This is a genomic window from Sinorhizobium sp. BG8 (assembly GCF_016864555.1).
GTDB lineage: Bacteria > Pseudomonadota > Alphaproteobacteria > Rhizobiales > Rhizobiaceae > BG8.
Window position 1 is genome coordinate 857,026 of sequence record NZ_CP044011.1, and the last position, 25,757, is coordinate 882,782.

Consider the following 25,757-nt stretch of genomic DNA (forward strand, 5'->3'; position numbering starts at 1 on the left):
CGGCCTGAGAGAGAGTACTCGCCAGGGCGCTTTTTGATGTCAAGCAATGGCAAAGAGGATGGCGCTGCAGATTCTGACAGACGGTGAAGAGATGTGCTGAAGAGAATCGGCGAAACGTGATGGAGAAAGCAGGCCCAGCGTCAGTTCCAGATGTGGGCTTCTACTGGATTTTGAACAGAAGCAGTGGCATAGTATTAGCAGTTCTCATATGTGCTACATATGCGGTGCTTGGGTCACTAATGGGACTTAAAGGGGACTGTTCTCAAACCAAAATGCTAGACTGCCGAACGCGCTGATCCGATACGGGAGACATGCGCATGACAACGGGCGTAGAAAAACCACTGGGTGTCTGGGCCGAGCGCGTCGTTGGCCTCCTTCTCATTGGCCTGATCATTCTGGCCTGCTTTTGGATCGCATGGCCATTGATGGGTGTGCTGGCGTGGGGAGCACTGATTGCCGTTGCGCTGTTTCCATTGAGCCGCCGCCTCGCGAGCATGATCGGGGAGCGCACGAAAACAGCGTCCCTGCTCATCGCACTCATCCTGCTGGTCCTCGTGATAGTACCACTCTCCTATCTGCCGGGCTCCTTCAATCGCGCGACGGAGGCAGCTTCCGCTTTAACGAACGACTGGACGGAACTGAAGCTCCCTCCGCCTCCGCCGTGGATATCCGATTTTCCGCTGATCGGATCGACGATCGGGGAGAAGTGGAGCAGGGCGGCTGAAGCCTCGCGCAATATGATGGCAAGTTTGAAGCCTTACTTCGGCCCGACGGTTCAATGGCTTGCGGCACTCGGAGCGTCGCTTGGAATCGCTGTCGTTCAGATGCTTCTAGCCATCATTCTCGCCGGCGTATTTCTCGCCACCCAAGGAAGCACGAAAGAAACATTTCACACGATCGGACGCCGACTCGGCGGCCCCACCGGAGAAAGCCTGGTCGACGTTGCAGTGCGAACCATTCGCAGCGTCGTGCAGGGAGTAATGGGAACCGCCCTCATTCAGAGCGCGCTATCGGGCATCGGCTTCGCCATAGCGGGGGTCCCGTTCGCTGTACCGCTCGGAGTACTCTGCTTCGGCACTGCGATGCTTCAAATCGGCACTTGGCTCATATGGATTCCGGTGGCGCTGTGGCTGTCCTATCAGGGTGAAACTGGTTGGGCGATATTCACTACGGTAGCTGGCATTGTCATCAATATCCTCGACAATGTCATCAAGCCTCTGCTGATCGGCCGTGGCGCCGGTTCTCCGATCTGGATCATCTTTATCGGCGTGATCGGCGGCGTACTGACGATGGGGATCATCGGCATCTTCGTCGGACCGCTTGTCATGGCAATCGGCTATTCGATTGTCGGGAACTGGCTAGGGGAGCAAGCGCCCGTCAGAGACTAGGACCTGTTTCAAACTGTGCGGCATTGTGTTCGTTTTGTTGAGGGGAGAGCGGACATCTCCATGGCAGAGGCACGAAAAAGCAGACGGATTTTTTTCGCAGCCCTTCTGAGGCAGCTTTACGTCTTGTGGCCAATTTTTTCCGGAATCCTTGTCGTCATGGTCGGATCCGGGATTGTCATCAGCCGAATTGAGAATTGGCGCATCGGCGAAGCGCTCTATTTCACATTCGTTACAGGTCTGACCATCGGCTACGGCGACCTCACTCCCAAACATGCCGTCGCGCGCATCCTTGCCTTGCTAATTGGTTTCACCGGTATTGTGCTTACTGGGATAGTTGCGGCGGTCAGCGTACAAGCGTTGAGCGAGGCGGGCCGAAACGATGGGGAACAGAAACGATAGCTCGAGCAACATCGAATTTGGCATGGCGCCAACCGTTGACTTGCTTGGAAATTGCGGGGAGGCGCTCGGGTGCTATCCGGTTCTCATTTTGTCGCCACTCTTCGGCTGGGCCATAGTAACGTTGCGAAAAACAACGTGTAACCAATGGCGAGCGTGATGTAGCCGACGCGTGTCGCAAAGGTCTCGCCCGCGCCGCTCGAAAGCGGGGAGACGCCAGAGCCGAGTACGAGAAGGAAGACGGTCAAAGCTCCTGCGTTAATCTTGGCCGCCACGGTGGGCTCCGTCGCACGGCCGCCGAATACGAGGCCGGCAAACAACACCAGCAGAAACAGCATCAACAGCGAATGCTTTACCTCCAGAACTGTAAATACCAGCGTGGCCGCTACGCCGCCCATGAGATTAACAACGACAGTGGCAAGAGCGGGCCTGCCGCTGGCCTCCACGTCAAGCTGCGACAGCAGCGAAGCGACAGTGATGGGAATGACAACCGCAGTCGCGAGCCGATCCTGGGTAAGACACAGCGTCAACGCAAGAAGCAGAATCATTGCGTCGGCTGCCGCACGCCACAGCGGCCGCGGGGCCGCGGACACAGATACTTGCGGTGCCTCGACCACCCCAATATCCGGCAGCAATGCATAGGCAAGCCACGTAATGACCGCACCGGCAGCGATGCTCTTGACGAAGACCGTCAAAATAGAACTGCCCAGATCGATGTTCAGAATGGTCAACAAGGGTATCATCACGCTGACCACCAGAATGAGAAAAATCAACGGATTGGTCTTGCCGCTCGCCTGCGCCAGAAAGCAGGCGAAATAGAGCAGACCAAGCAGCAGGAGCAGCACCGGTGGCTGTTCAGCGAGAAACGTGGTCAGGAACTGGACGATCGCCGCGACGATCAGGATGGCCAGGGTCAACAACCCAGCTTTTGGCAGCGAAATCGCCCGAGAACTCGAGATAAGCATCTGCGCCGCAAACAGCGCACTGAGAAATGGGAGGGGGTCGTCTGTGGCGACCGCCCAGGTGAACGCCGTCGCAACGGCGAAGGCAACGCGCAATCCCTTGCGCTTTTGGTTTGACAGGGCGTCCAAGACGAAATCCTCAGTGTCATCGTCAACTGAGATAAGTCAGCACCGAGAGTACCCTTACCCACCAATACCCGACCCAGTTCGTAATCGGGTGATCACCGGTATAGATTACCACGTGCGCTTGAGAGCCATAGCGGACGCCCTGCGGCCGACCGTCGTCCAGGACCAGCCTCACCGGAAAGCTCTGCGGTGTCCGGATCCAGCCACTTTCGGTCGAAACTTTCGGCAGGCCCGTGCTGGGATCGATCGACCCCTGCGCAACGCCCAGTCCGACGCTCTCGACCTTGGCAGGGTACAGTTTCCCAGGCAAGACATCGAACAGAACTTCAGCCCGGTTGCCTGCCGCCACGTTCTCGAGGCTGTTCTCCTTGAACGCTGCAGTGATCCAAACCGTATCAACATCGATGAATGTCAGGGCACCTTGGCCGATCGCCAACATCCCTCCCACAGTGAGTTGAAGATTGGTCACAACCCCATTGCTCGGCGCTTCGATTGTGGTCCGGGTGAGATCGAGGCGGGTCCTTTCCAGTGTCGCAAGTGCCTCTCGCAACTGCGGATTGTCCGCGCCCAAAGGCCCCAGTTCCTCCTGGGCTCGCTTGAGATCAGCTTCTGCGGCATCTACGGCAGCGTCAGCCTGATCGAAGCTAGCCTTTGCCTCGTCGAATCGCGTCTGGGCATACACGCCGCGCTCGAACATTTGTGACGCTCGATTGACCTGTTCAAGAGCGAGTTCGCGAGCGGCGCGTGCTTCGACCACCTTCGCCTGGGCGTTGTTGACGTTCGCCGTCGACGCGCCGATCTGTTGACCAACGCTGTCAAGCTGCGCCTCGGCCTCCGACACCGCAATCTGATATTGATAAGGGTCGATCCGAAACAGCATTTGCTTGGGTGCAACACGCGTGTTGTCGAGCACACCCACTTCGATGACCCGTCCGGCGACTTCCGGCGCGACGCTGATGACAAAGGCCTGCAAGGTGGCCTGCGACGAAATCGGAGTGCGGCGCTCCATGAACACCCGAGCGCAAAAAGAAAAGCGGCCAGCGACAGCACAATCAGGGCGGTCCTTCGCAATGGATTGCCGGGCTTGCTTTTCGACGCGGGAACTTCGGCCGCCTCAATCGGCTCGGAAGTCGGGTCAGATACCATGTCCTCCCTCCTGGATCGCAGCCAGCTTGTGCCCAGTGCCAAGCCTCAACCTTTATGTGGGGTATTTCAACGCAGAACCGGTGGTCGGACTTGCACACCTCAGTCAGACTGGGACAAAAGGCAGCCCATTTTAATGCGACGCGTCGAGACGATCTATTGGCAGCGCGGCACACGCGAGCACTCTCGCGAATGGAGGCTGGCGGCCACGTTGCGAAGATCCCCCACTGCCCTCCGCCGCGCACCGCATTCGATGCGCGGCGGAGGGCAGATAGGCGAGTCTGCGGCCGTCGACTAGCAGTTATAGACCCCGGCGGCGCAACGCCGAGTGGTGCGTCGAGCGACGCCGGCCACGCTGACTGGTGTCAGCGGTCGACCCACTTCAGCCTGGGCTGAAGAAAACAAGCTCAGGATTGGAGCGATCGACCAATCCTTCGCCAGATCATCGGCACAAAGTACCGACGCCCAGGCAAGACAGATGATTCCCGCGCGTTTCCAAAGGGTCATTTTCCTTCTCCCATCACAAAGTTCTCCGGCATATCACCGAGCTTGCTTTTGATGTCCTTCACATCGACCATCACGGCATTGGTCGTGTTCTTGAAGTTGAAGTCGCCCAACATCACGGCGTCTCCGCTCTTCCAATCCCTCACCTGGACGCTGTATTCCGGTCCACCGCTAACCTGCGTGGAAGTGATGACCAATCGGCAAGGGAAGGGCTGCTGTCCTTGAGCGACCCAGATCTGGAAATCCACATCGTCCTTACGGAAAGCGAGAGAATCGCATTCGGCACCATTGATGACGCCGCTTCCCAAGTCCTTGGAGTCGTAGACGCCCATCATCAGCTCGTCATACGAATTGGTCATCAACAGGTCTGCTGCAGGCAAGGGCAGGTTGTACTTGTCCTTCAGCTCGTCCACCAGATGATCCACTGTGCCGGGAATTTCAACCTGAGTGTACTTGTTGATGTCCTTGCCCAACAGGGTAAGTGTTTTCCCGTCGAAGACGGTCTCGACATTGATAAAGCCGCCGGAACGGGTTGTCTGAACCTTGTCCGGCCGGCCGAGGGTCACAGTTCCTGAGCTTGCGAGCCCAAGTTTCTGACCGGCATTGGAAACAACCTGGAGGTTTGCATCGTAACCGAACGATATCGCCTTCTGGGCTGCCAGATAATCGGACATCGCCTTTAGCAGCTTCTTGGCTTCTACCGAGTCCGTGAACCTGACGAGCTCAACTCGCCGATTGAGAGCTCTTCCTTCGGCGGTCTGGTTGTTGGCGACTGGTCGCCTCTCCCCGGCGCCTCCCGCCTGCAATCTGGCTGAATCGATTCCTCGTTCAACCAGTGCCGTCTTTATGGAGTTGGCACGTTCGACTGAAAGAGCTTGGTTGGCTTCCGGTTCGCCCGTGGCGTCCGTATGGCCGACAATTCTCAAGCCCCATTCCGGGAAGTTCTTGAGCGTGGTTGCAAGGTCGTCGAGAAGCGATTCAGCGCCGGGCTGCAATGTCGCCTTGTCGCTGTCGAAGCGAAGTCCGTAAAGTTCGTATTGCTCTCGAGTCTTGAGTGCCTGCTGCATGTCTTCGCGACTGTAGTGGCTTGCAAGTTCCTCTGCTGTTTGCGCTGAAACCGGTGACGCCAGCATAGACAGTGAAACGCCAGCGAAACAAACCGTCCCCATGAGCAACAGACTAGGCATCGCCTTGAGGTATCCCATCGCTTCCTCCTCACGTTTGTCGCGGGCCATAGCGTGGGGGCGCCTTGGCGCCCAAGATAATTGGTCGCGCCGCCCGTCTCATCAATTCGGTTGTCAGTGTACGCACTTCGCTCGCCGAGCCTTGGCCGGCGGCGAAACCCTCAATCATAGATGATGCGTTGCGTGAACCTCACGTTCAGCGATCTCTAAAATACACCCTAATCGACCTCGCAGAAAGGGTATTGCATCAATTTGGCGCATTGCTGCCGTTTATGTGACGCGCAACACCACGCTAGTGGACCGTACCTTTGGATTGCCGAGCAATCTGGGATCCAGACTGCGTCTTGCGCTATCGACTCAAACCGGCTCCGAGGCCCTGAGGATCGGCAACAGAGGCGAGCGCGAGGTCAGCGGGGAGGACGTGGATGGTCTTGACGGCGTCGTCGAGGAGGGTGAGCTCTGCGCGCAGGGCTGGGTGCCGCTCCTCGGGCAGGGCTTGCAGGAGGTTTTCCAGCATCGCACGGAGCCGCCGCGCGACCTGGAAGTTCTCAGCCCCATAGTAGCGAATTTCTCTGACGGCCAGTTGCACGAAATCCTCCCAGTTTGGCTTTTGGAGGATCAGTCGCAATTGCCCGGACTTGTCGAATCTCTGGCCAACGCGCAACCGCCGTGCGCCAACCTTTCGAAGCAGACGATTGAGTTGGTCGATCGCGAGTACGGCGGTGGTAGGGTCGTTGATGGCCTTGGACAGTGCCTTTATCGCTATGTCGACGATGATGCGGAAGGCAAAGGTGGAATCTTGCTCGATCGTGCGCTCGGGTCCGATTGCCACATTCTCGAGAAGCCACCTCTTCTCGATTTTTGCAGTGTCGCCATACAAACGAAAAAGTGGCTCGCCTGACTCCACGAAGCTCCCGACATACTGGGTAAACTCAATGATCACCTCGGACCTCTCAGCACCGTTCACAAGAGCTTTCAGGTTGATCGCCAATATGACTCCCGACTTGCCGTGATAAAGTATCGTGCGGGATGGAAGGTTGAGTCTTTGTGGCAGGCTTGCGGGCACATCACGACCATCGAACACGTCGGGATAGACGGTTTCGATGACGTCACTTCCCAGGTCACCCAAACGTTGAACAATGGTGATGGGGCGCAGCAACCGGGCGGCGTGATCGATCAGGTAGAGGAAGGCTATCAGGGAAACGAATCCCAGAATCCCAGCAACGCCAACGAGGAAGAAAGGCGCTTCGGCTTCAAGCCGTCCCAATACGCCCAGTGAAAACAGAAGTGTGAATATAAAGATCCCCACGGTCATCCGTATGACATTGTCGCGCAGCAAGGCTGTCGCGATGATTCTCGGGGTCAGCTGGCCGCTGGCGACCTGAATGGCAACAAGCAATGACCCGAAGGTGAAGACGATGAATGTCAGCGTGAGGGTGACGATCGTTTCAAGAATACGCTGCGCTCCGGGCGTCCCCCAAGGCCACAAGGGCATCGCAATGTATCGCACGTTTATCCAGTCGAGGACCTGAATAAGCACTACGTAGGACAGCAACGCGATGAACGGGACGAGCCACAGTGTCGACCTTACGTAGCTCTTGATACTGTACCACCGATTCCATGACATTCTCCGCCCTCCCGTGATGTGCCTGCAGGCCCGTGCGAACCCCTCGCAGAGGGGACGCCTGGACGCTTAGGCAACCATCTGCGATCAGCCAGTCGGGCTAAGCGCCGAAAAGGGCGGTAACTCGTGACGACCCGACGATGGCATCTCCAAGCTGCTGGAATTCAGCGGCGTCGCGGGTGGTGGTGCCAGGCCGGCGCCATCAGGGTCGCCAATCCTGGGTGTCCATACCCTGCGCGTCTCTAAAAGATACACGCCGTATACAGCGCGCAGTTCGCTGTCTTTCCCGATCTCCTGCTGGGCAGAGTAAGCGGCCAACGCAGCATTGATGACGACCGAGGTCTCAATCAGCGCCTGACGGTAACCTGTACGTCCCGAGATGTCCGAACCGAACGCCGCCTGAAGTTTTCGCGCCGAGACGTGCACGACGACTAGCAGGCGGTCGAGGATCTCTCGCAACGAGTATCGGTTGACCAGCGAGAGGTATATTCCAGGATTGAGGAACACATCCACGGCAGAGGACACGGCGCCACATCCGCTATGTCCAAGGACGACAACAAGCTTGAGGCTCCCGCCCAGGTGCTCGACAGCGTACTTCAAACTACCCAGGACGTCGGAACCGAGGCCGTTGCCCGCCACCCGGATGACGAACAGGTCGTTCGGTCCCTCGTTGAAAATCAGTTCGAGGGGCACACGTGCATCGGAACAGCCCAGGACAGCCGCGAACGGGCGCTGTGAGGGCGCTGCGGCCATGTCGGATGCCAGGCCCAGGTCACGCGGATCGACCTGTACGACGCGGCGCACCGAAGCGCCTTTGTCTTTCACGCTGTCCAACAGCTCGGCGAATGCGCGATTGCCGCCGATCAGCCGAGAAAGGGCAGTATTCGCATCGGACGGTCTGGGGCGAACGCCGAGATTCTTCTCCTCGTACCGGTACGCGATTTCGACCGTTCTCATTGGGGTTCTCGGCCGCTTCAAGGAGCGCACAGAGATCATACTCTCCTTGCAACATCCAAACCAGTATTCGTGTTGTGGTTCACTACTCCCACGATGCGGGGCATCGTCAGCGGTCTCGTCCGATGATAAGATGCCGATACTTGTCCGCTTGGAGCCCGATCGGAGAGTTTCCGGGACCCAGCCTGTGGGCAGCAACGATCATCGCATCGTTTCCCCCAAGGTTGTGTTCCCTTCGATGTTCTCGCAGAACTGTCCGCTGCGACTGTCGTCCTGCCAAGGGCAATGGCATATGCGATCGTTGCCAGTCTGCCGGTGAGCGTCGGGCCGCCAGCTCGCGGAATTGGGGGAGTTCCATGCGCCGTGGAACAGCCGACTATCCGCACACAGTCTCGACGGCCTTCGAGGACTATGAATCGACCAGGCTGGGCAAATTCTTCGGCCCTGCGGCCAACCAGCATCCGGGTCTTTCCGGCTTCAGCCTCTTGAGCCACGGGCGCGAAGCCTTCATCGTCCGTCTCGCGCTGGCCGATTTGGCCGAGCGAAGTCTCGACATGCAGTATTGTTCCTGGGACGGGGATACGACTGGCCGGATCATCCTCGACAGCGCAATCAAGGCGGCCGATCGTGGGGTCCGGGCGCGGCTCCTCGTCGACGATCCCTTCTACAGGGCGAGCGATGCCGTTAAAGCCGCGCTCGATGCTCACCCGAATGTCGAGATCCGTCTCTTCACCCCGCTCACCAATCGAAGATGGCCCATTCTCGACTTCGGCAGGGTCAACCGCCGCATGCACAACAAGTTGACGGTCGCTGACAATGCGGCAGCGATCGTCAGTGGCCGCAATATCGGTGACATCTATTTTGGCGTGATCGAGAGCCCGGAACTTGCAGAAAGGCTGACGACCTACATGGCGACGGGTGTAGCGCCTGCCAACAGCTATCACGTTGTCGTCGACCCGAATGGCAAGATCGCCTGGGAAACGGTGAAGGACGGTCAAAATGTGCGCTACTGGGACGAGCCCCAAGCCGGCTTCCGCCGACGCCTAGTCGCCAACCTTTGGAGGCTCTTACCGATCAACTCGCAACTCTGACACTTGCCACAAAGCCACCGACCAAGCGTATCGGCGCCGCTGTGCTTAGGTGGCAGACGATGTCGCGATACAGAGCCTTGCGGGGCGGCTGAACTGATCACAGCGAGGCTGCTCAAAAGCATTTCCTGGAGTAAGCTTAGGCTTTGGGGGAATTCGCTCCGACGGGAATCTCGGCAATGTTCCGGAAAGGGGCGGTTGTCAACTGGGAGGAGCCGGTCATGAATGACGATGTTGAAACTGTCGCGCGGCGGACCGAGGATGGTGCAGGTGAGAAGCTCAAGGAAAAGGCATATCTCAAGAAGCTGAGGAAGCTGCAGGAGGAAGTGTGCACGCTTCAGGACTGGGTCAAGCACACGGGCAAGCGCATTATCATCATTTTCGAAGGGCGCGATGCCGCGGGCAAGGGCGGTCTGATCCGAGCACTCACCGAACGCGTCAGCCCACGCGTGTTTCGGGTTGTGGCTCTTCCAGCTCCTTCCGACAGGCAGAAAAGTCAGCTCTACATGCAACGTTACATCGAACAGTTTCCTGCCGCGGGCGAAGTCCTCATTTTCGACAGAAGCTGGTACAATCGCGCAGGCGTCGAAAATGTGATGGGCTTTTGCACCGAGGAGGAGCACCAGGAGTTCCTGCGTCTGTGTCCGCTGGTGGAGCGACACATCATCCAGAACGGTATCATCTTGATAAAATACTGGTTGGAAGTCGGCAACGCCGAGCAGAAACGGCGCTTCGAGGCGCGCATTGCCGACCGTCTGCGGCAATGGAAGCTGTCGCCCATGGACCTTCCGTCGCGCGAACGCTGGTACGAATATTCGCGCGCCCGGGACCAGATGCTCGAGGCGACTGATACCGACGAGTCTCCCTGGTTTATCGTTCGTTCCGATGACAAGAAGCGTGCGCGACTGAACTGCATCGCGCATCTTCTTTCGCGCATCCCCTATGAACATATCCCGCGTGCCGAGGTGATTTTGCCCAAGCGATCGACAGAGCACGAGTACGACGACACGGCTCCGATTAAAAACCGCCGCTGGATCCCGCAGAAGTATTGAGGGCACGTCGGTTCGGGCGGGTGCGATTGAGCCGAATGGCGCCAACGGAGCGAGGCCGACCGTAGGATGGATGAGTTGTGCGGTGATTGACCGCAGTCCTCCTTGCCTCTGTTGCCAGAACGGCCGGGTTGAGGCCGAAGCCGGTCAGGTTGCCCGTGTGCTCTACTCGACACGCACCCGGATCAGTCATACCATCATCGCGGGCCATGAAGAGAAATTGAAGACGAGGGGCGGTAGCTATGTTGCTCTCCCATCAGGCATCGATTTCGGTTGTTGGTACTGGCCGTAGCACGCATTCGATCGATCAGTCCGGTGCTTTGTGTTGGCGAATAAATCCAGAAACCAGTCTGACCGAAGTATTGCTCGTTGCTAGCCTTCGAACGGGCCAGTGGGGCATTCCGAAGGGCCATCTTGAGCACGACGAGACATCAGTTGCGGCGGCAGTTCGAGAAGCGTTTGAAGAAGCCGGCGCAATTGGCAGCGCCACAGCGAAGCCGGTGGGCAAATATACCTACAGCAAAGGTGACGGCCAGACTGTCTTCCGGGTAACGGTCCACCTGATCCACGTCGTCAGGACAGCCGAAGTCTATCCAGAGAAGCACCTGAGGCAGTCACGATGGGTGTCGACGGCGGATCTGCCGGAGCAGATTACGCGCCCAATGCTGCGAAGGTTCCTTCTCGAATTTTTAGCAAAATCCGTCCAGCCGTAGTCCAACCATTTCCGCCGAAGCGTTCGGCAAGGGTTACAACATAATGCAGATCTGGAAAGACCGGATGGACTCGCGTGTCTGGATTCTCCGGCCGACTTCTCTACCCGAGCACGGCCGAGAACGTGTCGTTGAACTTGTAGCCGACTGTCGCGGCAACATCCCAGTCGATATCGGCACCCCCGCCGCCAACCATTCCCGAACCGGTCACGAAGAAATTGGGCGTCAGGAAATAGCTTCCCTTGACGCCACCAAGCGCATCGACCCAGGTGTCGCCATCACTTATCGACCGTCCATCGAGAATGCCGCCGCGTGCAGAAATCTCGGTATCAGCCGACCAGACACGCAGTCCACCAACGACGTCGAGATGTCCCGCGCTGTCTTCCAGCACGGCGTAACCAACGCCTGCAAAACCAGCAAATGTCGAGGCATCAGCATCAATGCTGTTAGCGAAAAAACCCGTCGGCGTTGCCTGGTTTCCCGACAGCTTTGTGTAAAGAACATCGCCCACGACGCTAAAGCGGCCGTAACGTGCCTCTCCAATAGCCATCGCCGCGAAGTCGAGATGTTCCCAGATGTCGCTGAACGAAGCGTCCACATGAACCCGCCGTCCACGGGTCCCCAGGTCACCGGAAAGCCCCGCCGCCCAGAAATAAGGTGCGAAGGTGAAGGTCCAGCCGCTTTCAGTCTCTATCTGCTGCACCTCGGGCGAAACGGCAACCGGCGTAATATCCGCCGCCATTGCGCCGTGGGCGGCCAGCGAGAATTCGATGCACAAGACGGTGGAAATAATGAGACGCGTCATGTGGCTCTCCGGGAGTTCCAGCTTGGATACCGCGAATTGCCATCACGAAAACCATCCGGTTCGACAGGGTAGGTAAATGGCACGACAGTAACACCATGACATGGGTGCCTTGGCAAGCTCGCCAAAAGCAGTCTGAATGATGGGCCCTTCAGAGCGGGCCGAGCATAGACTGTACCCACGCGCCAAGGCGGATAAGACCGATCACAGTTGGTGAACTGACTGTATCGGTTTCCGCTACGTGGAACTCCATGGAAGATTCGTGCCAAGGCCGCCTCAGTATCGGCGGAGGCGCGACGATCCCCGCTAGTCGATGTCGACGTCCCCTTCTGGCGCAACTGCGATCCGCGTGGTCACTGCGTTATGTCCCCTTTGCAGCAACAGCCAGTGGTGTCTCGTTGACCATTATGGCGGCGCAATGCTGCCGTTCACGGACTGACGCGTGGGCGGCGCCTTAGGGGCAGACAGAATGTGCTCCCACGAGCCCTGCGCGGCTTGTTGCTGGAATGTTCGCGTTCTGGGCCATGGTGATCGCATAATGTATCGACTGGAACGCCTATCAGGTCGCCGATGATTGAGGTCATTCCTTGATGCGGGAGAGCTGATCCAGTGCTTCGTGGTGATTGAAGCCCAAGCAGCGAGAATTTTTAACGTGTGCTTTGCGGGTGCTGACCAATCTGTTCGAGTTGCGCAGCGGCCCGGACAATTACATGGACCTGTGCTTCTGAACCACAGGGCGCTCTACCCCATCGTCACAGCGGTCGCTCTAGCGTTCATGACGCTATCTACTCTTTTTCGGCTTCGACGGGGGCAGGCCTTCGCGTTGCATTTGTTTGCGAGCATTCTTGCGCTGGCGGCTCACCGCCTCGGCTTTCTCGCGTGCCCTCTTAACCCAGGGCTTTTCAAAAGCTTCGCGCATCCGCATTTCACAAAAAATGCCCTCGCGCTGGAGCTTCTTTTTCAGGACGCGGAGCGCCTGATCGCCACTATTATCGCGTACTAGAACCTGCATTGGCCGCTCGTAGCTGGAAAAGGTTGCTCAACTTACGAGTTTTCGAGCTGATTCCAAGTTCACAGTTGCAGAAATTCGAGCCTGAAACCGGGTCAGGCGCGAAAATCTGATCCTCGAACGATGCCTCGAGTGGAAGGCTTTCATGCCACCACAATCGGGACTTTGGTCGGTGACGCCTTCACTCGGTTGTAAAGGTCGATGACGTCCTGGTTGATCATGCGCACGCATCCGGAAGATGCCTGAGTGCCAATGGTCCACCATTCCGGTGAGCCGTGTACGCGATAGCCAGTGTCGTGGCCGTCCTTGTATATATAGTGCGCTCGGGCGCCGAGCGGGTTGTCGGGTCCGCCCGGCTGACCGTCCGTCCATTTCACGAGCTCTGGCTTGCGCGCGATCATCTCTTTGGGCGGCGTCCAAGTCGGCCACTGCTTTGTATACTGGATCTCGGCGCGACCGCTCCATTCGAAGCCGGCCTTACCGATTCCGACGCCGTAACGGATTGCTTCACCGCCTTCCTGCACCCAATAGAGATGCCGCTCGTTAAGCCGTACCACGATGGTGCCCGGCGCCTCTCCGGTTGGATCTATAACGATTTGCCGCCGGAATTCCGGCTTGACCTTCTGGTATGGGATTGCCGGGATCACGAAACCATTGTCGCTCATCGAGGCATACATCGTGCCGTTGTCGGTGATGTTGCTGTCGACGCTGATCGGTGGGATAGCCCCGGTCGACATGTGATCAACGCCCGCAGGCGACAAACGAGCGGACGGCTCGAGCGGTTCCAGCGACGGGAGTTCAAGCACCCGCGAGCAGCCGGAGGCACCAAGTAGCGTCATGACACCGAGGCCTGAAAGCACGGTGCGACGGGAGACGACATAACCAGGCTCTGAAATGGTGGCGCCGGAGGACAGCTTCTGATCTTGCGGCTTACGCATGCACTCTTCACCCCAAAAGAACGGTCGGCATCATGCCTCCGGCTGGGCGCATTTTCGCAATTCATGGTTAAGATGGCGTGAAACGGGCCTGCCCACCGCTTTCTACTTGCAAGTGCAGGGTGGCAGACGCGATGCCATGCATGAGCCAATTTCTCGTTGGAAGGACTGCATTTCTGGTTACTGGCAGCAGTTACGCACTCCATTGAACCCAGGGCGCGAGCTGCTTGTCCGCGGTTCGAATCCGTTCAAGAGCATCTCTCTTCCGACCATCCGGCATTGTAAACTTAACAAAAATTCGATTTCGATGTGCGATCACAGGACTATGACACACCGTGATCCGCTTTGCCGTCGCCATCGCTTTCCCGCCGAGGTGATCGCTCATGCCGTTTGGCTGTATTTCCGCTTTCCTCTCAGCCTGCGGATTGTTGAGGACATGCTGGCTGCCCGCGGGATCATTGTCTCGCATCAAACGATCCGACTATGGGCGGAGAAGTTCGGCCGAGCCTTCGCCAACGACATCCGCCGTCGCTCGGTCGGAAAGCTTGGTGACAAGTGGCACCTCGACGAGGTGGTCATCACCATTCGCGGCAGAAGGTACTGGCTCTGGCGTGCCGTCGATCAGGACGGCTTCGTTCTGGACGTTCTCGTGCAAAGCCGCCGAAATGCAAAGGCGGCAAAGCGCCTGATGCGCAAGCTCTTGAAGGACCAGGGACAGCCGCCACGGGTGATGATTACCGACAAGCTTCGATCCTACGACGCCGCGAAGCGAGATGTCATGCCTGGTGTCGAACACCGCTCGCATAAGGGCCTCAACAATCGGGCGGAGAATTCTCCCCAGCCGGTTCGGCGACGGGAGCGGACCATGAAACGCTTCAAGTCGCAGCGACATTTACAACGTTTCGTCTCCATCCATGACCCGGTTGCCAACCTCTTTCATATTCCTCGCCACGACATTCCCTCCCGCCATCATCGCGAACTGCGAGATGCAGCGATGAGCTTGTGGTCGCGAATCGCTCGTGTCTGAGCGACAAACCCAAGCCATCGTGATAATCCGTCGCCAATCGCGATTAAGTTTACGATGCCGTCAGCGCCTAGAGATCACGCGTCCGTCTTCCTTGCTGATGACGAAAGCGTCCCCCATCAGTTGGAGGCCGATCGATACTTCTGCTGTCCCCACTGAGGTGGCATTTCGTACCGGATCACGAGCGTACCATTCAACTAGACCTTGAACGATGCAGGAGTTCGATGCATCGCAAACAGAAGTGCTCATGTCGGGACGAAAGTGATAGTCGCGCATCGGCCAGCGGCTCGCAAACTCTCGCTTTTCTTCCATCACTCTGTCGCGAGACCAATTGCTGTCGTAGAACTCAACGCGTGGAGAATACATCAATTCGAGGTCTTGCAGAGCCATGGCGTTGGGTTGCGACCACGCTCGGTTATGGCGTGCCACGGCATCAATGGCCTGCTCAACCGGCGAGCGCGCCGATACCTGCGACGGCGGACCACGGCGAATCTGCTCAATCCGGGTTACCTTCTCCCCATAGCGGCTGTTGTGTGCAGCGATCAATGCATTCTCGAGTACTCGGCGGTCGACTTCCTCGAGCCGGCGCGGCGAAATTGCTCCCTGGCCTTCTTCGTAGTACCAGCGCACGACATCTATATCGACGGGCCTCGATAGGCCGCCGTCTGGAAAATCTCGCTCGAGTGCGGCTGCGAGAGCAGGGTAGGGCGTGTCGACGTTTCCAAGCCAATCACGGATCTCCGCTTCGGAAACGCTGTAGACGATGCCACGGCCGAGCAGCCGGCGGAGGGGATCGGGCTCGAGAAGAACGCGTGTGGGATTGGCTGTGTCAGTAAGATCCAAAATCAGAACTTCCCCGGTCGCATCGTTGCGAATTGTCATGGCGGGCAGGCCGGGAGTGCTGTTCATCACTGTACCGGCGGCGAGTCTGTTGCCGGCTGGATCGGTATTTCGAATCGCCCCGTCAATCGCCGCGATGCCAGTCGACTGAACCATCGGGGTGGAGAGTCCAGCCGTGAAACGGATTTCGTTCCCGCCAAAGGCTGCGTAGCGATTGTCGTCGGTCTGGTTGAACGTGCGACCGCGGTTGCGGGCAATAGTCCGGTCGGCGAAACGTCGCAACGAGATGTTGCTGATTTTGCTTCTTGGCACGGCCTCGAGAATTCCAAACCCGGTACCTGCACCCCAGACCGCGGCATAGAACCCGTATTCCGTCGTATTCGGAGTCCTGCAGGCATCAGTCGCCGCGTCGATAAAGGTCCATGCGCCACGAGCGATGACACATTCGGCTTTGGCAGTATATCGTGGCGGAATGGTTGGTCGCATTCCACAAGCGAACCCAGGAGCGACGCAAAGGCCGGCGGGACGGAACCGATCGTTGGATACTCCCGCAAAGCGGATCATTTGGTTGATAGTGGTGCCATCTCCGGTGGGGATCAATGCCGTCGGCTGCTCGACACCAAGGTCTTCGTTCAACCCAGTGCCGACCACTTCATAGGCATAGTCTGCAGGCGCGCCGCCCCCGGAGATGAGGAAATCGGGCTCGGCAGCATAAGATTCACTCCCCCGGGCGTTGAATCGCTGGTAGTATGACCGCGTGGCGGAATTGACCATGAAATCCAGAACGAGATTCGGCGGCTGGTAGTCGGTGGCCGTGGCAAGAAGAATTTCAGGAGCCGCATAGTGCTCAACGTGATTGGGTTGCCGGAGTTCACCCATCGTCCGAGTAGGTCCAGTATAGGCCAAAAAGCGCTTTTTCAGCCTGTCAGCCTGGTGGTTGAATAGGTCGGCGTGATTATTGCTGACGCGCCGACGGTACGGGGGATTCCGGCGTCCGTCATTCATCGACACAGCTGTTTTGGTAGATAGATAGTCAAGTACCGCCTGGGCTGCCGTCTTTACCTGCGGATCTTCTGAAAAATCATAGAGATTTTGGATGGCCATCCAAGTATATCGCGAATAGGGACGAGAATTGTATTCGATGAAATCGGAGTTCAGGTGTCCCTGTAGCTTTCGGATCAGATGATCTGCCAACCCATTCTGCCGGTTGTCAAACTGCGGATCGCCAGACTGCTTTGACCAGAGTTGATTGGTGAGAAATCGCGAGGAGTCGATCAGCCAGAGGTGGTTTTCGGTCTCAGGGATGATGACCCCAAAACAACCCATGCTACTAAGATCCGGATTGTGAGGTCCGAACTGGTCCATCAGGCGCAGCATCCGATAGCGCACGTCTGGAGCGAGCAAGTGCCCGTACCGGTAGAGCAGGACAACGTAGCCTTTCAGTACCGTGTCGTATTCGCCGCTGTCTTTGCAGGGGGCCCCAATCGCCGTTCCAACCTTTGCGTGGATAGTTTGAACGCGGACGGCGTTCTCGATCTCGGTGAGCATGCCAAAGCGGTGGCCAAAACGACGCCGGTCTCTAGCGGGAAGGCCACGTGCCACGTCGCGGTCGAGCAGATACAGCGTCGCGATTGCGTTATTGGTCTGGCCATCACCCCAGGATCCACCATAGTCCGACCGATCGGCCAGAACTATTGCCGCGCGTTGAGCACGTTCTGCCTTGTCGCGCAGGGCATCGTGCACGTTTCGCGGCACATCAAGACCCGAGAAATCCAGTACATCGGTCTCAGTCTGGAAGAAGGTCGTTGCTGGGACAGTCCAACCCTGCGGGCATTCGACCGAATCGAACGGTGGGATTCCTGAGGCGTCATCGCACCCTTGTACAGTGACGGTGTAGTTGCCTGTACCTGGACCGACGTTCGCCATCTCGGGGGAGTCTTCGTTGCCGAGAGGGCCAATAATCAAACGTCCTCCACGCGCACCCCGTATAACCTCGGGGCTGATATCCACGCCCTCGTAGTCGAGCCGGAGATCGAACCAACTGTATGAGAAGGGGTCGCTGTCGCCCACATCAACGACAAGCTTGTCACCTTCTTGGAAGACGGATACGACCATTCTATCGCCCTGATCCGGGGACCAAACGATCTCGCCATTCTGGAAGCGCATGGCTTTTCCGCGCCGTCCCGCAACGTCACGCTCAGCCTCAGTCGGGCACTTCATAGGCCCGTTCTTTGCGCCGAGCGCGACCCATCGATCGCGGATCAGTCCGGCTACGGGAATATCGCATTCAGGTTCCGGCGCAGACGGTGATGAGGCTGGCACCGGCACTGGAACGAGGACGTTTACCGGGATGGTCCAGGACTGCGCACAATCAGAACCAGTTAGATCAGTATCGCAGCCTTCCACGATGATGCTGTAGGTGCCCGGGCCTGTTGCTGGCGTAGACCATCGTCCCCCGGTGCCCTTGCCAGCATCGACCTGAAGCACGTTCACGCCATCCTTGTCGAGGCGCAGAATAAACTTGTCATAGCTGAACGGAGCGGTCGAGCCCCACTCCACGACTATATCGTTGCCAGACAGATGGGCGGCGACAAGCATTTGTTCTCCCTGCTGGGGCGAGAACGAAATCGTGCCGTTTCGAAAGGACTGAGTGGCGCCTGGCCTGTCGGAAACAGGCCCCTCCCGAGACGTCGGGCAACCAAGCGGTCCCTCGGCGCCGCCCAGTTGGGCCCAGCGCTCGCCGATCAAGCCAAATGGCTGAGCCTCCGGAGGACAGCCGGCATAGGCTGGAAGTTGGGGCAACCGGTATTCGACCTCAACCGACGTAGTCCATCGCTGTGGGCAATCGGACCCGCCGATACCGGTGTTACACCCTTCTACGACGAAGCTGTAGCGCGCCGGCAATGGTGCCTGGAGGCGAAAGAATCCGTTGGTACGGTCAATGTACTTGCTGACATCAACAAACCCTGCGTGTGCGCCGTCGCGATCCCAGTTGACGATGAACTTGTCGTATTCAAATGGAGCAGTGTCGCCCCAGTTCACGATCAGATTGTCGTCCTGTTGATAGGCTGCAACGAGCATCCGATCACCCTGAGCGGGAGACCAGACGATCTCGCCGTTTTCGAAGCGCCTCTTGATCGCGGCGATACGCTGGAGGCGCTCGATGCCGAAGCCTCCCGCCGTATTTCCAATTAGAATCGCACTCGCGACATTTAACCGATGGTTCTCAAAACCACGCCAGCCCATCCATAGTCGTCCGGCAGAGGCGAGGGTCGGGGCGAGATCACTCGTGTCGGCAAGCATGCTTTTTTCGAAGGTGAAGCTGCCTGGGCGCGCGACAGCAATGTTCAGGATCTTGTTCCCCGCACCCTTCCATCCAAGGAAGAGCCGTCCATCGTGGAAGGCGAGTGTCGGGGCACTGTCAGTCTGATGGCCTGTCGTAGCCTCGTCCGACAGGCCCTCAATGCCTGTGCCTCCAGCAGTATTGCCGATGATCACCACGCGTGCGACTCGAATCTCGACGCTATCCGCCTTTTTCCATGCCAGCACTAATCCGTTCGGTGTTGAAACGAGCGCAGGACTCGCGTCCGAAATCTGATCGAGCGTTCGCTTGTTTGGGAAACTACGCCCCCCATCGGTGGACACAGCAAGATTGAGACGTCGGTCACTGACACCAGTCCAAGCGAGATAGAGTCGGCCTTGGTGAGAGGCAAGTGCGGGCGCCTCTGCCGTCATCTCCGACAGAATCGACTTGGGGCCGATCCCCTCTATACCCATCATGCCGTTCGTGTTCGCAAAGAGGCTTATGCGAGCGATACTGATATGCTTGGCCAGCGCTTCCTGCGCGTCATCACGCTCCTTCCAGGCGAGAAGCAGTCCGCCACCGTCGGATGTGAGCGCCGGCGTACGGTCGGACGTTTCGCCGAAAGTGCGCTTGGAGCCGAAGCTGATCCCACCATTACCAGAAAGTATCAGGTTGAGTGCGTCGTTACCGGAACCCTTCCAGGCCAGAAACAACCGGCCCGCATGGCCAGCAAGCGATGGCGCGGCTCCGGTGAACTCGGTCGTAAAGTCCTTCTGGCCCTCGACTACGAACTCTTCGCCCACCGGACAGCCAAGAGGTCCATCGGCTCCGTCGAGCTCGAGCCAACGCTCTCCAATAAGACCGAAGGGCCGGAACGAGCAATCACGCGCCGAGACAGCAGCGGGGAAGAGGATGACTGCGACAACAAATAAGACGATCCGCGCAACGCAGGCAGGCAGAACGATACTCATCACTCGTAGGCCCCCAACAAGAAGCCGAAAGGTGAATAGGGTTAGTGGATGCAGTATGCTCGTGAATATAGTCCCAGACTATAATTATAGGATGCCCGAACTCGGTCTTGCTGACAAGGAGGGGTAGCTGGAGAACCTAACCGAAGTGCATCATGCCGGCGTCGTGAAGGCGCGAGTGCAAGTTCGGCCGGGCTCCCGATCGGCCTCCAGAGGGCATCGTAAACTTAATCGCGATTGGCGACGGATTATCACGATGGCTTGGGTTTGTCGCTCAGACACGAGCGATTCGCGACCACAAGCTCATCGCTGCATCTCGCAGTTCGCGATGATGGCGGGAGGGAATGTCGTGGCGAGGAATATGAAAGAGGTTGGCAACCGGGTCATGGATGGAGACGAAACGTTGTAAATGTCGCTGCGACTTGAAGCGTTTCATGGTCCGCTCCCGTCGCCGAACCGGCTGGGGAGAATTCTCCGCCCGATTGTTGAGGCCCTTATGCGAGCGGTGTTCGACACCAGGCATGACATCTCGCTTCGCGGCGTCGTAGGATCGAAGCTTGTCGGTAATCATCACCCGTGGCGGCTGTCCCTGGTCCTTCAAGAGCTTGCGCATCAGGCGCTTTGCCGCCTTTGCATTTCGGCGGCTTTGCACGAGAACGTCCAGAACGAAGCCGTCCTGATCGACGGCACGCCAGAGCCAGTACCTTCTGCCGCGAATGGTGATGACCACCTCGTCGAGGTGCCACTTGTCACCAAGCTTTCCGACCGAGCGACGGCGGATGTCGTTGGCGAAGGCTCGGCCGAACTTCTCCGCCCATAGTCGGATCGTTTGATGCGAGACAATGATCCCGCGGGCAGCCAGCATGTCCTCAACAATCCGCAGGCTGAGAGGAAAGCGGAAATACAGCCAAACGGCATGAGCGATCACCTCGGCGGGAAAGCGATGGCGACGGCAAAGCGGATCACGGTGTGTCATAGTCCTGTGATCGCACATCGAAATCGAATTTTTGTTAAGTTTACAATGCCCTATCGACACCGATGCTAGGACAGACACCATCGTTGCGTGCTACCGAATGACTAGCCGGTAGATCGATGGCGGATAAGTTCCATAGTCTAGCCTGGTCAGCAAGGCTATGAGCGCTATTTTTACACGGGAGGATCGCTGCTCACTTTCCCAGACAAAAACCCTCCCATGCAAGCATCATAGCTCGCCGCTGATCGATAAGGTCTGTGCGATGATAGGCAGCCTCGACAGCATTTTTGACGGTGTGCGCGAGCGCCCGCTCTGCAACATCGCGCGGATAGCCGCTTTCTGAAGCCCAGTCGCGGAAGCTCGAGCGGAAACCATGTGCAGTCGCAATGCGGTCAGGTGTGTCGCTCATGACCCGGTGGTCCCGCAGGAACTTGGTGAGCGTCATGTCGCTGATCGGGGTGTTGTTTCGGGATGGAAACACCAACCCTTCACCGATTTCCGATTTGTCCAACTGTGCCTCCAGAATTTCAATCACGCGGGGTGTCAGCGGTATCCGGTGCGCCACCTTGGCTTTCATGCGTGATGCCGGGATCGTCCAAATGCAGTTCGAGAACTCGACCTCGATCCACTGCATCTTACGAAGTTCGCCAGAGCGGCAAGCCGTCAGGATGAGCAACTCCAGCATATGCCTGGTGGTGTTTGGATTGCTGCTCTGCAGCACGTTTGAGACAAACGCCGGCATAGATCGCCAGGGCAGAGCGGGTTGATGCATAACCCGCTCCCGTTTGCCCGGTTGCTTTGGCAACAGCTTGTCGACCACACGGACCGGGCTGGCGACGATGAACCCATTTGCGGCAGCCCAGTCCATCACCGCATCACAACGCTGTTTGACACGGGATGCCGTCTCCGGTTTCTCCAGCCAGATCGGCTTAAGGCAGGCAGCGAAATCTGCGGGACCCAACTCATTGACCAGCTTCTTGCCGATCTTTGGGAAGATGTACTGCTCGAGAGTATTGATCCACTGATCCACGTGCTTCTTATTGCGAAAGCCCTCCGCCTTGTCAGCGTGGTGACGGCGAGCCGCATCCGCGAAGGTGGGGACTGTCGCGAGACGCCTAATCTCCTGTTCCTGCTCGCGGCGGGCTTCAAGAGGATCCTTGCCACTATCGATCACGCTCCTGGCTTCGAAGGCCTTCGCTCGGGCATCGCGGATCGAAGTGGTCGGGTAGCTGCCCAAGCCCATCTCGCGTCGCTTGCCATTCACAGGAGAAACGAAACGCAAGATCCATTTTCCACGGCCAACTGCGCTGCCTGGGACGAGAGACAAACCGGCGATCGTGCCATCGGATACAGGTTTGTCATCCGGCTTCAGCTTCCGGGCCTTGGCGTCGCTCAACATGTTTTCAGATCCATCATTTTGTCGATGGATCTGTCTTTAGCCCGCCATCTAGCCCGCCACAAGAGGCAAGATTTCATGCTATGAACTGGGACGAAATGAGACGCCGATAACCGATGGAGTTTGGAAAATGCCATAAAACCAACGCTATATGAGGTTCATTGATATGAGGCGAGCGATTATTATGGCGGACTCTCTGTCCGCCATCCTCCCCCTTGAAAAGTTGGACTATTTTCAGCCGGTCGATGCGGCGGTGAAGACCGCCAGCTGGGCGTCGAAAGCGCGTTTGTATGCGGGCCGCGCCTCGCCGCGGGCGACGTAGGCGGAGAGGTTCGGATATTCGCTCAGCATGCCCGAACTTTTCAACCTGAGCAGCACCGACACCATCTCCAGGTCACCGGCGCTGAATGTGCCGTCCAGCCAGTCGGCATCGCCCAGTCGACTGGAAAGTTCGCCCAGCCGCTTGCGGACGCGTTCCTCGACGGCGGACAGGCGCTGCTCGTACCAGGTCTCATTGCGCTCCAGGAGCTTGGTGACTTCGCGATCGACGATCGGTTGCTCCATCGTGGTGAGTGCTGCAAACATCCATGTGATCGCGCGCGCCCGCGCACTCGCATCGTTGGGCAGCAGGCCAGCATGGCGCTCCGCGATATGCAGCACGATCGCCCCGGACTCGAACAGGGCGAGATCGCCTTCCTCATAGGTCGGAATCTGCCCGAAAGGATGAAGCGCGAGATGCGCGGGTTCCTTCATTGCCTTGAAGGAGACGAGACGAACGTCGTAAGGCTGGCCGACTTCCTCCAGCGCCCAGCGAACGCGCATGTCACGCGCCAGACCCTTGCCGCCATCGGGCGACCGCTCAAAGACGGTAATGGTGATCGTCATTGGTGTTCTCCGTAGCTGTCTGCCTTGAAGACGACTGGCCAGATAAGGTTCCGACACCCCATGCTCGAGATAATCCTGATGCTCAGTTCATATACAGCTCAAGGACCTCTCGAAGAACTGCGGTGATTGATTCCTGCACCGAGGCCTTGTTCTCAACACAATGGCTGCCTATATGCACGCCATAGGCATCGCTGATGAGCGCTGAATGACTTTGTCGCTCGCGATTGCCGCAGTCGCTTCTGACTTTGACCACGGATGTACTGGCACTGGTGGATAAGCGACGATGAGGAAGGTCGGTGCGGTTTCGCCCCGGCCTTTTTTATTGCCTGCGCGAAGCAGGAAACGCGTCAGGCCTGCCGTGACTTGCCTGGTCGCAGTCGAGGCGTTTCAGCCACTCGCATTCCCCTGAACTCGGCAAGCTTCTCAAATGACGCAAAGGACTCGGCACGTGTTCGAAGGTCCTCCGCAACGGGAAGGCCAGTCAGAAACGGGAAGGCCGGACACGTAGTCTCATTATTTCGTTTGAACGGCGCTGGCAGTGCTGCTTAACTGGCTTGCAACCAGGGAGGTTCTCATGAAGTACGTGGTCTTGGCCGCTGCGCTCTTGCTCCCGTCGCCATCCTTCGCTGCCAAGGCAGTGGAAGTCGACGCCCGCTCGCATACCTGTGCTCAGCTTGCACAATTCATTCGCCAGCACAAAACGGTCTTTGTCCGCGTCGGTTTTGGCGGCCGCAGCTTCCGCTATCCGCCCGCGCAATGCAGGCCCGGCGAAATGTGGTCTACAACCCGGCTGCGGGATGCGAGCGGAAAGCAGTGCATCCTCGACTACGCCTGCGTCTATGACCCGAATTCGTACTATAACATCCCTTAGCGCTGCCTTCCGCGGGCGCTGATGTCGAAAAAAAGCAACCCTGGTCGTGCTCACCGATGTAGGCGCCGCACCCTCCACTTGCAGGCAACCGCCGACGGGAGGACAATCTTGTTGTCAGCATGTATCGGTGAATGGAGACCACCATGACCTACCGATTCTTGATCGCCACTATGGCAGTGGCACTCCTGGTTCTTGCCGGATGCGCGACCCAGAGCGGCGGCGGCTACAACACCGGCTATACCACCGCGGGCCAGAACCGCAGCGGGAACGGCGGCGGCGGCATGGGCGGCGGAGGCCGCTACTAGCCGGAGATGAATTCCTCGTTCTGACGGACGCCGGTCTGCGAGCTCCTCGGGCGAGCCGCACCCTTCGGGAAACCGCAAAGGCTCTGCGGCAATTTTCCTGTTCCATCAGGATTATTTCAGGCAAAAGAGGTGCGGATCACCGGCAGGAGGAGGGTAATCGTGTCATTGAGGGCGGGAGATTTCGCGAAGGGAACGTTTGTCGGGCGCGTCTGGCGACTGGATGTTGCAGGGCCCGCGCTAATCAGTCTTCGTGGCGGAGAGGTCGTCGACATCACCACTTCGTCGGTGCCGACGATGCGCGACCTTCTCGAACTGGACGACCCTGTCGCCTATGCCCGCGAGCAGGAGGGTGCCGTGCTTGCGACGCTTGAGGCACTCGTACAGAGCTCGGCATCGGCAAGTGGCGATCCATCGCGAATCCATCTGCTCGCTCCTTGCGACCTCCAGGCGGTCAAGGCCTGCGGGGTGACGTTTGCGCGATCGATGATCGAGCGGGTGATCGAGGAGAAGGCCGCCGGCGATCCGGCGCTCGCGTTGAAGATACGTGCGCGCGTTACGGCAATCATCGGCGACAGCCTTCGCAACCTCAAGGCCGGATCGCCGGAAGCGGCGAAGGTCAAGGCGGCGCTCATCGAGGAGGGCGTCTGGTCCCAATACCTGGAAGTTGGTATCGGCCCGGATGCGGAGGTCTTTACCAAGGCGCCGGTGCTGTCCGCCGTCGGATGGGGCGCCCCGGTGGGCCTCCATCCCGTGTCCAAGTGGAACAATCCCGAACCCGAAGTGGTGCTGGCGGTCAACAGCCTCGGTACCGTCAAGGGTGCGACGCTCGGCAACGACGTCAACCTGCGCGATGTCGAGGGCCGCTCCGCGCTCTTGCTCGGCAAGGCCAAGGACAACAATGCCTCCGCGGCCATCGGGCCATTCATAAGGCTCTTCGACGAGACCTACACGATCGACGACGTCAGGAATGCCGATCTCGAACTCGTTGTCGAAGGGGAGGACGGCTTCCGGCTCGAGGGCCGGAGCACCATGCGCGAGATCAGCCGCGACCCGCTCGAACTGGTCTCACAGACGATCGGTCGCCATCACCAGTATCCGGACGGCTTCATGCTGTTCATGGGCACGCTTTTCGCGCCGGTCGAGGATCGTGATGCGCCGGGGCAGGGGTTCACGCACAAGCTGGGAGACCGGGTGACGATTTCCAGTGCAGAACTGGGCTCGCTCACCAACACGGTGCGATTGTCGACGGAGTGCGCTCCCTGGACGTTTGGCGTAGCCTCCATGATGCGCAATCTGGCCGCCCGCGGGTTGCTGTAG

General features: G+C 58.3%; 21 protein-coding genes and 1 pseudogene. 9 read left to right on the plus strand and 13 right to left on the minus strand.

Annotated features, from left to right (window positions below):
- Positions 1–317 precede the first annotated feature (317 nt).
- The gene (locus F3Y30_RS03950) at positions 318–1,388 is read left to right on the plus strand and encodes an AI-2E family transporter (RefSeq protein ID WP_203425243.1); all 1,071 of its coding nucleotides are present in this window, start codon (positions 318–320) and stop codon (positions 1,386–1,388) included.
- 60 nt (positions 1,389–1,448) lie between these two features.
- Complete coding sequence (locus F3Y30_RS03955; protein ID WP_203425244.1) at positions 1,449–1,787, plus strand: potassium channel family protein; 339 nt, start codon at positions 1,449–1,451, stop codon at positions 1,785–1,787.
- Positions 1,788–1,870: 83 nt separating this feature from the next.
- On the opposite strand, the gene F3Y30_RS03960 is transcribed toward F3Y30_RS03955, so the two are convergent.
- The 6 genes and pseudogenes from F3Y30_RS03960 to F3Y30_RS03980 all read right to left on the minus strand — a co-directional run bounded on the left by F3Y30_RS03960 (position 1,871) and on the right by F3Y30_RS03980 (position 8,284).
- Positions 1,871–2,875 (minus strand): DUF2955 domain-containing protein, encoded by a 1,005-nt coding sequence (locus F3Y30_RS03960; RefSeq protein WP_203425245.1) that lies wholly within the window; start codon positions 2,873–2,875, stop codon positions 1,871–1,873.
- A gap of 22 nt (positions 2,876–2,897) precedes the next feature.
- Positions 2,898–4,018: pseudogene (locus tag F3Y30_RS03965) on the minus strand (HlyD family secretion protein).
- A gap of 291 nt (positions 4,019–4,309) precedes the next feature.
- Positions 4,310–4,522, minus strand: a complete 213-nt coding sequence (locus F3Y30_RS26150) for a hypothetical protein (protein WP_246752861.1) — start codon at positions 4,520–4,522, stop codon at positions 4,310–4,312.
- A complete protein-coding gene (locus tag F3Y30_RS03970; protein WP_203426476.1) occupies positions 4,519–5,652 on the minus strand; it encodes a DUF2092 domain-containing protein in 1,134 nt (377 codons plus the stop codon). Before F3Y30_RS03970 ends, F3Y30_RS26150 begins: the two co-directional genes overlap by 4 nt.
- A gap of 400 nt (positions 5,653–6,052) precedes the next feature.
- Entirely contained in the window at positions 6,053–7,330 is a 1,278-nt protein-coding gene (locus F3Y30_RS03975) for a DUF2254 domain-containing protein (protein WP_203425247.1), read from the minus strand.
- A gap of 84 nt (positions 7,331–7,414) precedes the next feature.
- Positions 7,415–8,284 carry a carbonic anhydrase gene (locus tag F3Y30_RS03980; protein ID WP_246752863.1) on the minus strand — a complete coding sequence of 290 codons (870 nt, stop codon included), beginning with the start codon at positions 8,282–8,284 and terminating at the stop codon, positions 7,415–7,417.
- Between the two features lie 353 nt (positions 8,285–8,637).
- Between F3Y30_RS03980 and F3Y30_RS03985 the strand changes: the two genes are divergently transcribed.
- From F3Y30_RS03985 to F3Y30_RS03995, 3 genes are all read left to right on the plus strand, one after another.
- Entirely contained in the window at positions 8,638–9,372 is a 735-nt protein-coding gene (locus F3Y30_RS03985; protein WP_203425248.1) for a phospholipase D-like domain-containing protein, read from the plus strand.
- A 218-nt stretch (positions 9,373–9,590) separates the two neighbouring features.
- Positions 9,591–10,421, plus strand: coding sequence for a polyphosphate kinase 2 (gene ppk2, locus F3Y30_RS03990; RefSeq protein ID WP_203425249.1), 831 nt, complete (start codon positions 9,591–9,593; stop codon positions 10,419–10,421).
- Between the two features lie 239 nt (positions 10,422–10,660).
- On the plus strand, positions 10,661–11,131 hold the full coding sequence (locus F3Y30_RS03995; protein ID WP_203425250.1) for an NUDIX hydrolase: 471 nt from the start codon (positions 10,661–10,663) through the stop codon (positions 11,129–11,131).
- A gap of 100 nt (positions 11,132–11,231) precedes the next feature.
- On the opposite strand, the gene F3Y30_RS04000 is transcribed toward F3Y30_RS03995, so the two are convergent.
- The 3 genes from F3Y30_RS04000 to F3Y30_RS04010 all read right to left on the minus strand — a co-directional run bounded on the left by F3Y30_RS04000 (position 11,232) and on the right by F3Y30_RS04010 (position 13,877).
- Positions 11,232–11,870 carry a hypothetical protein gene (locus F3Y30_RS04000; protein ID WP_246752943.1) on the minus strand — a complete coding sequence of 213 codons (639 nt, stop codon included), beginning with the start codon at positions 11,868–11,870 and terminating at the stop codon, positions 11,232–11,234.
- Positions 11,871–12,711: 841 nt separating this feature from the next.
- A complete protein-coding gene (gene rpsU, locus F3Y30_RS04005; RefSeq protein ID WP_203425252.1) occupies positions 12,712–12,942 on the minus strand; it encodes a 30S ribosomal protein S21 in 231 nt (76 codons plus the stop codon).
- 140 nt (positions 12,943–13,082) lie between these two features.
- Positions 13,083–13,877, minus strand: coding sequence for a L,D-transpeptidase (locus F3Y30_RS04010; protein WP_203425253.1), 795 nt, complete (start codon positions 13,875–13,877; stop codon positions 13,083–13,085).
- A 322-nt stretch (positions 13,878–14,199) separates the two neighbouring features.
- Here F3Y30_RS04010 and F3Y30_RS04015 point away from each other — a divergent pair, with 322 nt between their 5' ends.
- Positions 14,200–14,901, plus strand: coding sequence for an IS6 family transposase (locus F3Y30_RS04015; protein ID WP_203426477.1), 702 nt, complete (start codon positions 14,200–14,202; stop codon positions 14,899–14,901).
- Between the two features lie 60 nt (positions 14,902–14,961).
- Here F3Y30_RS04015 and F3Y30_RS04020 read toward each other — a convergent pair whose 3' ends face one another.
- The 4 genes from F3Y30_RS04020 to F3Y30_RS04035 form a co-directional block, all read right to left on the minus strand.
- Positions 14,962–20,013: a hypothetical protein gene (locus F3Y30_RS04020; RefSeq protein ID WP_203425254.1), complete on the minus strand. Its 5,052-nt coding sequence runs from the start codon at positions 20,011–20,013 to the stop codon at positions 14,962–14,964.
- Between the two features lie 271 nt (positions 20,014–20,284).
- Positions 20,285–20,986, minus strand: coding sequence for an IS6 family transposase (locus F3Y30_RS04025; protein WP_203426477.1), 702 nt, complete (start codon positions 20,984–20,986; stop codon positions 20,285–20,287).
- Between the two features lie 190 nt (positions 20,987–21,176).
- A complete protein-coding gene (locus F3Y30_RS04030; RefSeq protein WP_203425255.1) occupies positions 21,177–22,382 on the minus strand; it encodes a tyrosine-type recombinase/integrase in 1,206 nt (401 codons plus the stop codon).
- Positions 22,383–22,613: 231 nt separating this feature from the next.
- A complete protein-coding gene (locus F3Y30_RS04035; RefSeq protein WP_203425256.1) occupies positions 22,614–23,264 on the minus strand; it encodes a glutathione S-transferase family protein in 651 nt (216 codons plus the stop codon).
- A 574-nt stretch (positions 23,265–23,838) separates the two neighbouring features.
- On the opposite strand from F3Y30_RS04035, the gene F3Y30_RS04040 reads away from it, so the two are divergent.
- From F3Y30_RS04040 to F3Y30_RS04050, 3 genes are all read left to right on the plus strand, one after another.
- Positions 23,839–24,135, plus strand: coding sequence for a hypothetical protein (locus F3Y30_RS04040; protein ID WP_203425257.1), 297 nt, complete (start codon positions 23,839–23,841; stop codon positions 24,133–24,135).
- Positions 24,136–24,278: 143 nt separating this feature from the next.
- On the plus strand, positions 24,279–24,440 hold the full coding sequence (locus F3Y30_RS04045; protein ID WP_203425258.1) for a hypothetical protein: 162 nt from the start codon (positions 24,279–24,281) through the stop codon (positions 24,438–24,440).
- Positions 24,441–24,605: 165 nt separating this feature from the next.
- Complete coding sequence (locus tag F3Y30_RS04050) at positions 24,606–25,757, plus strand: fumarylacetoacetate hydrolase family protein (RefSeq protein WP_203426478.1); 1,152 nt, start codon at positions 24,606–24,608, stop codon at positions 25,755–25,757.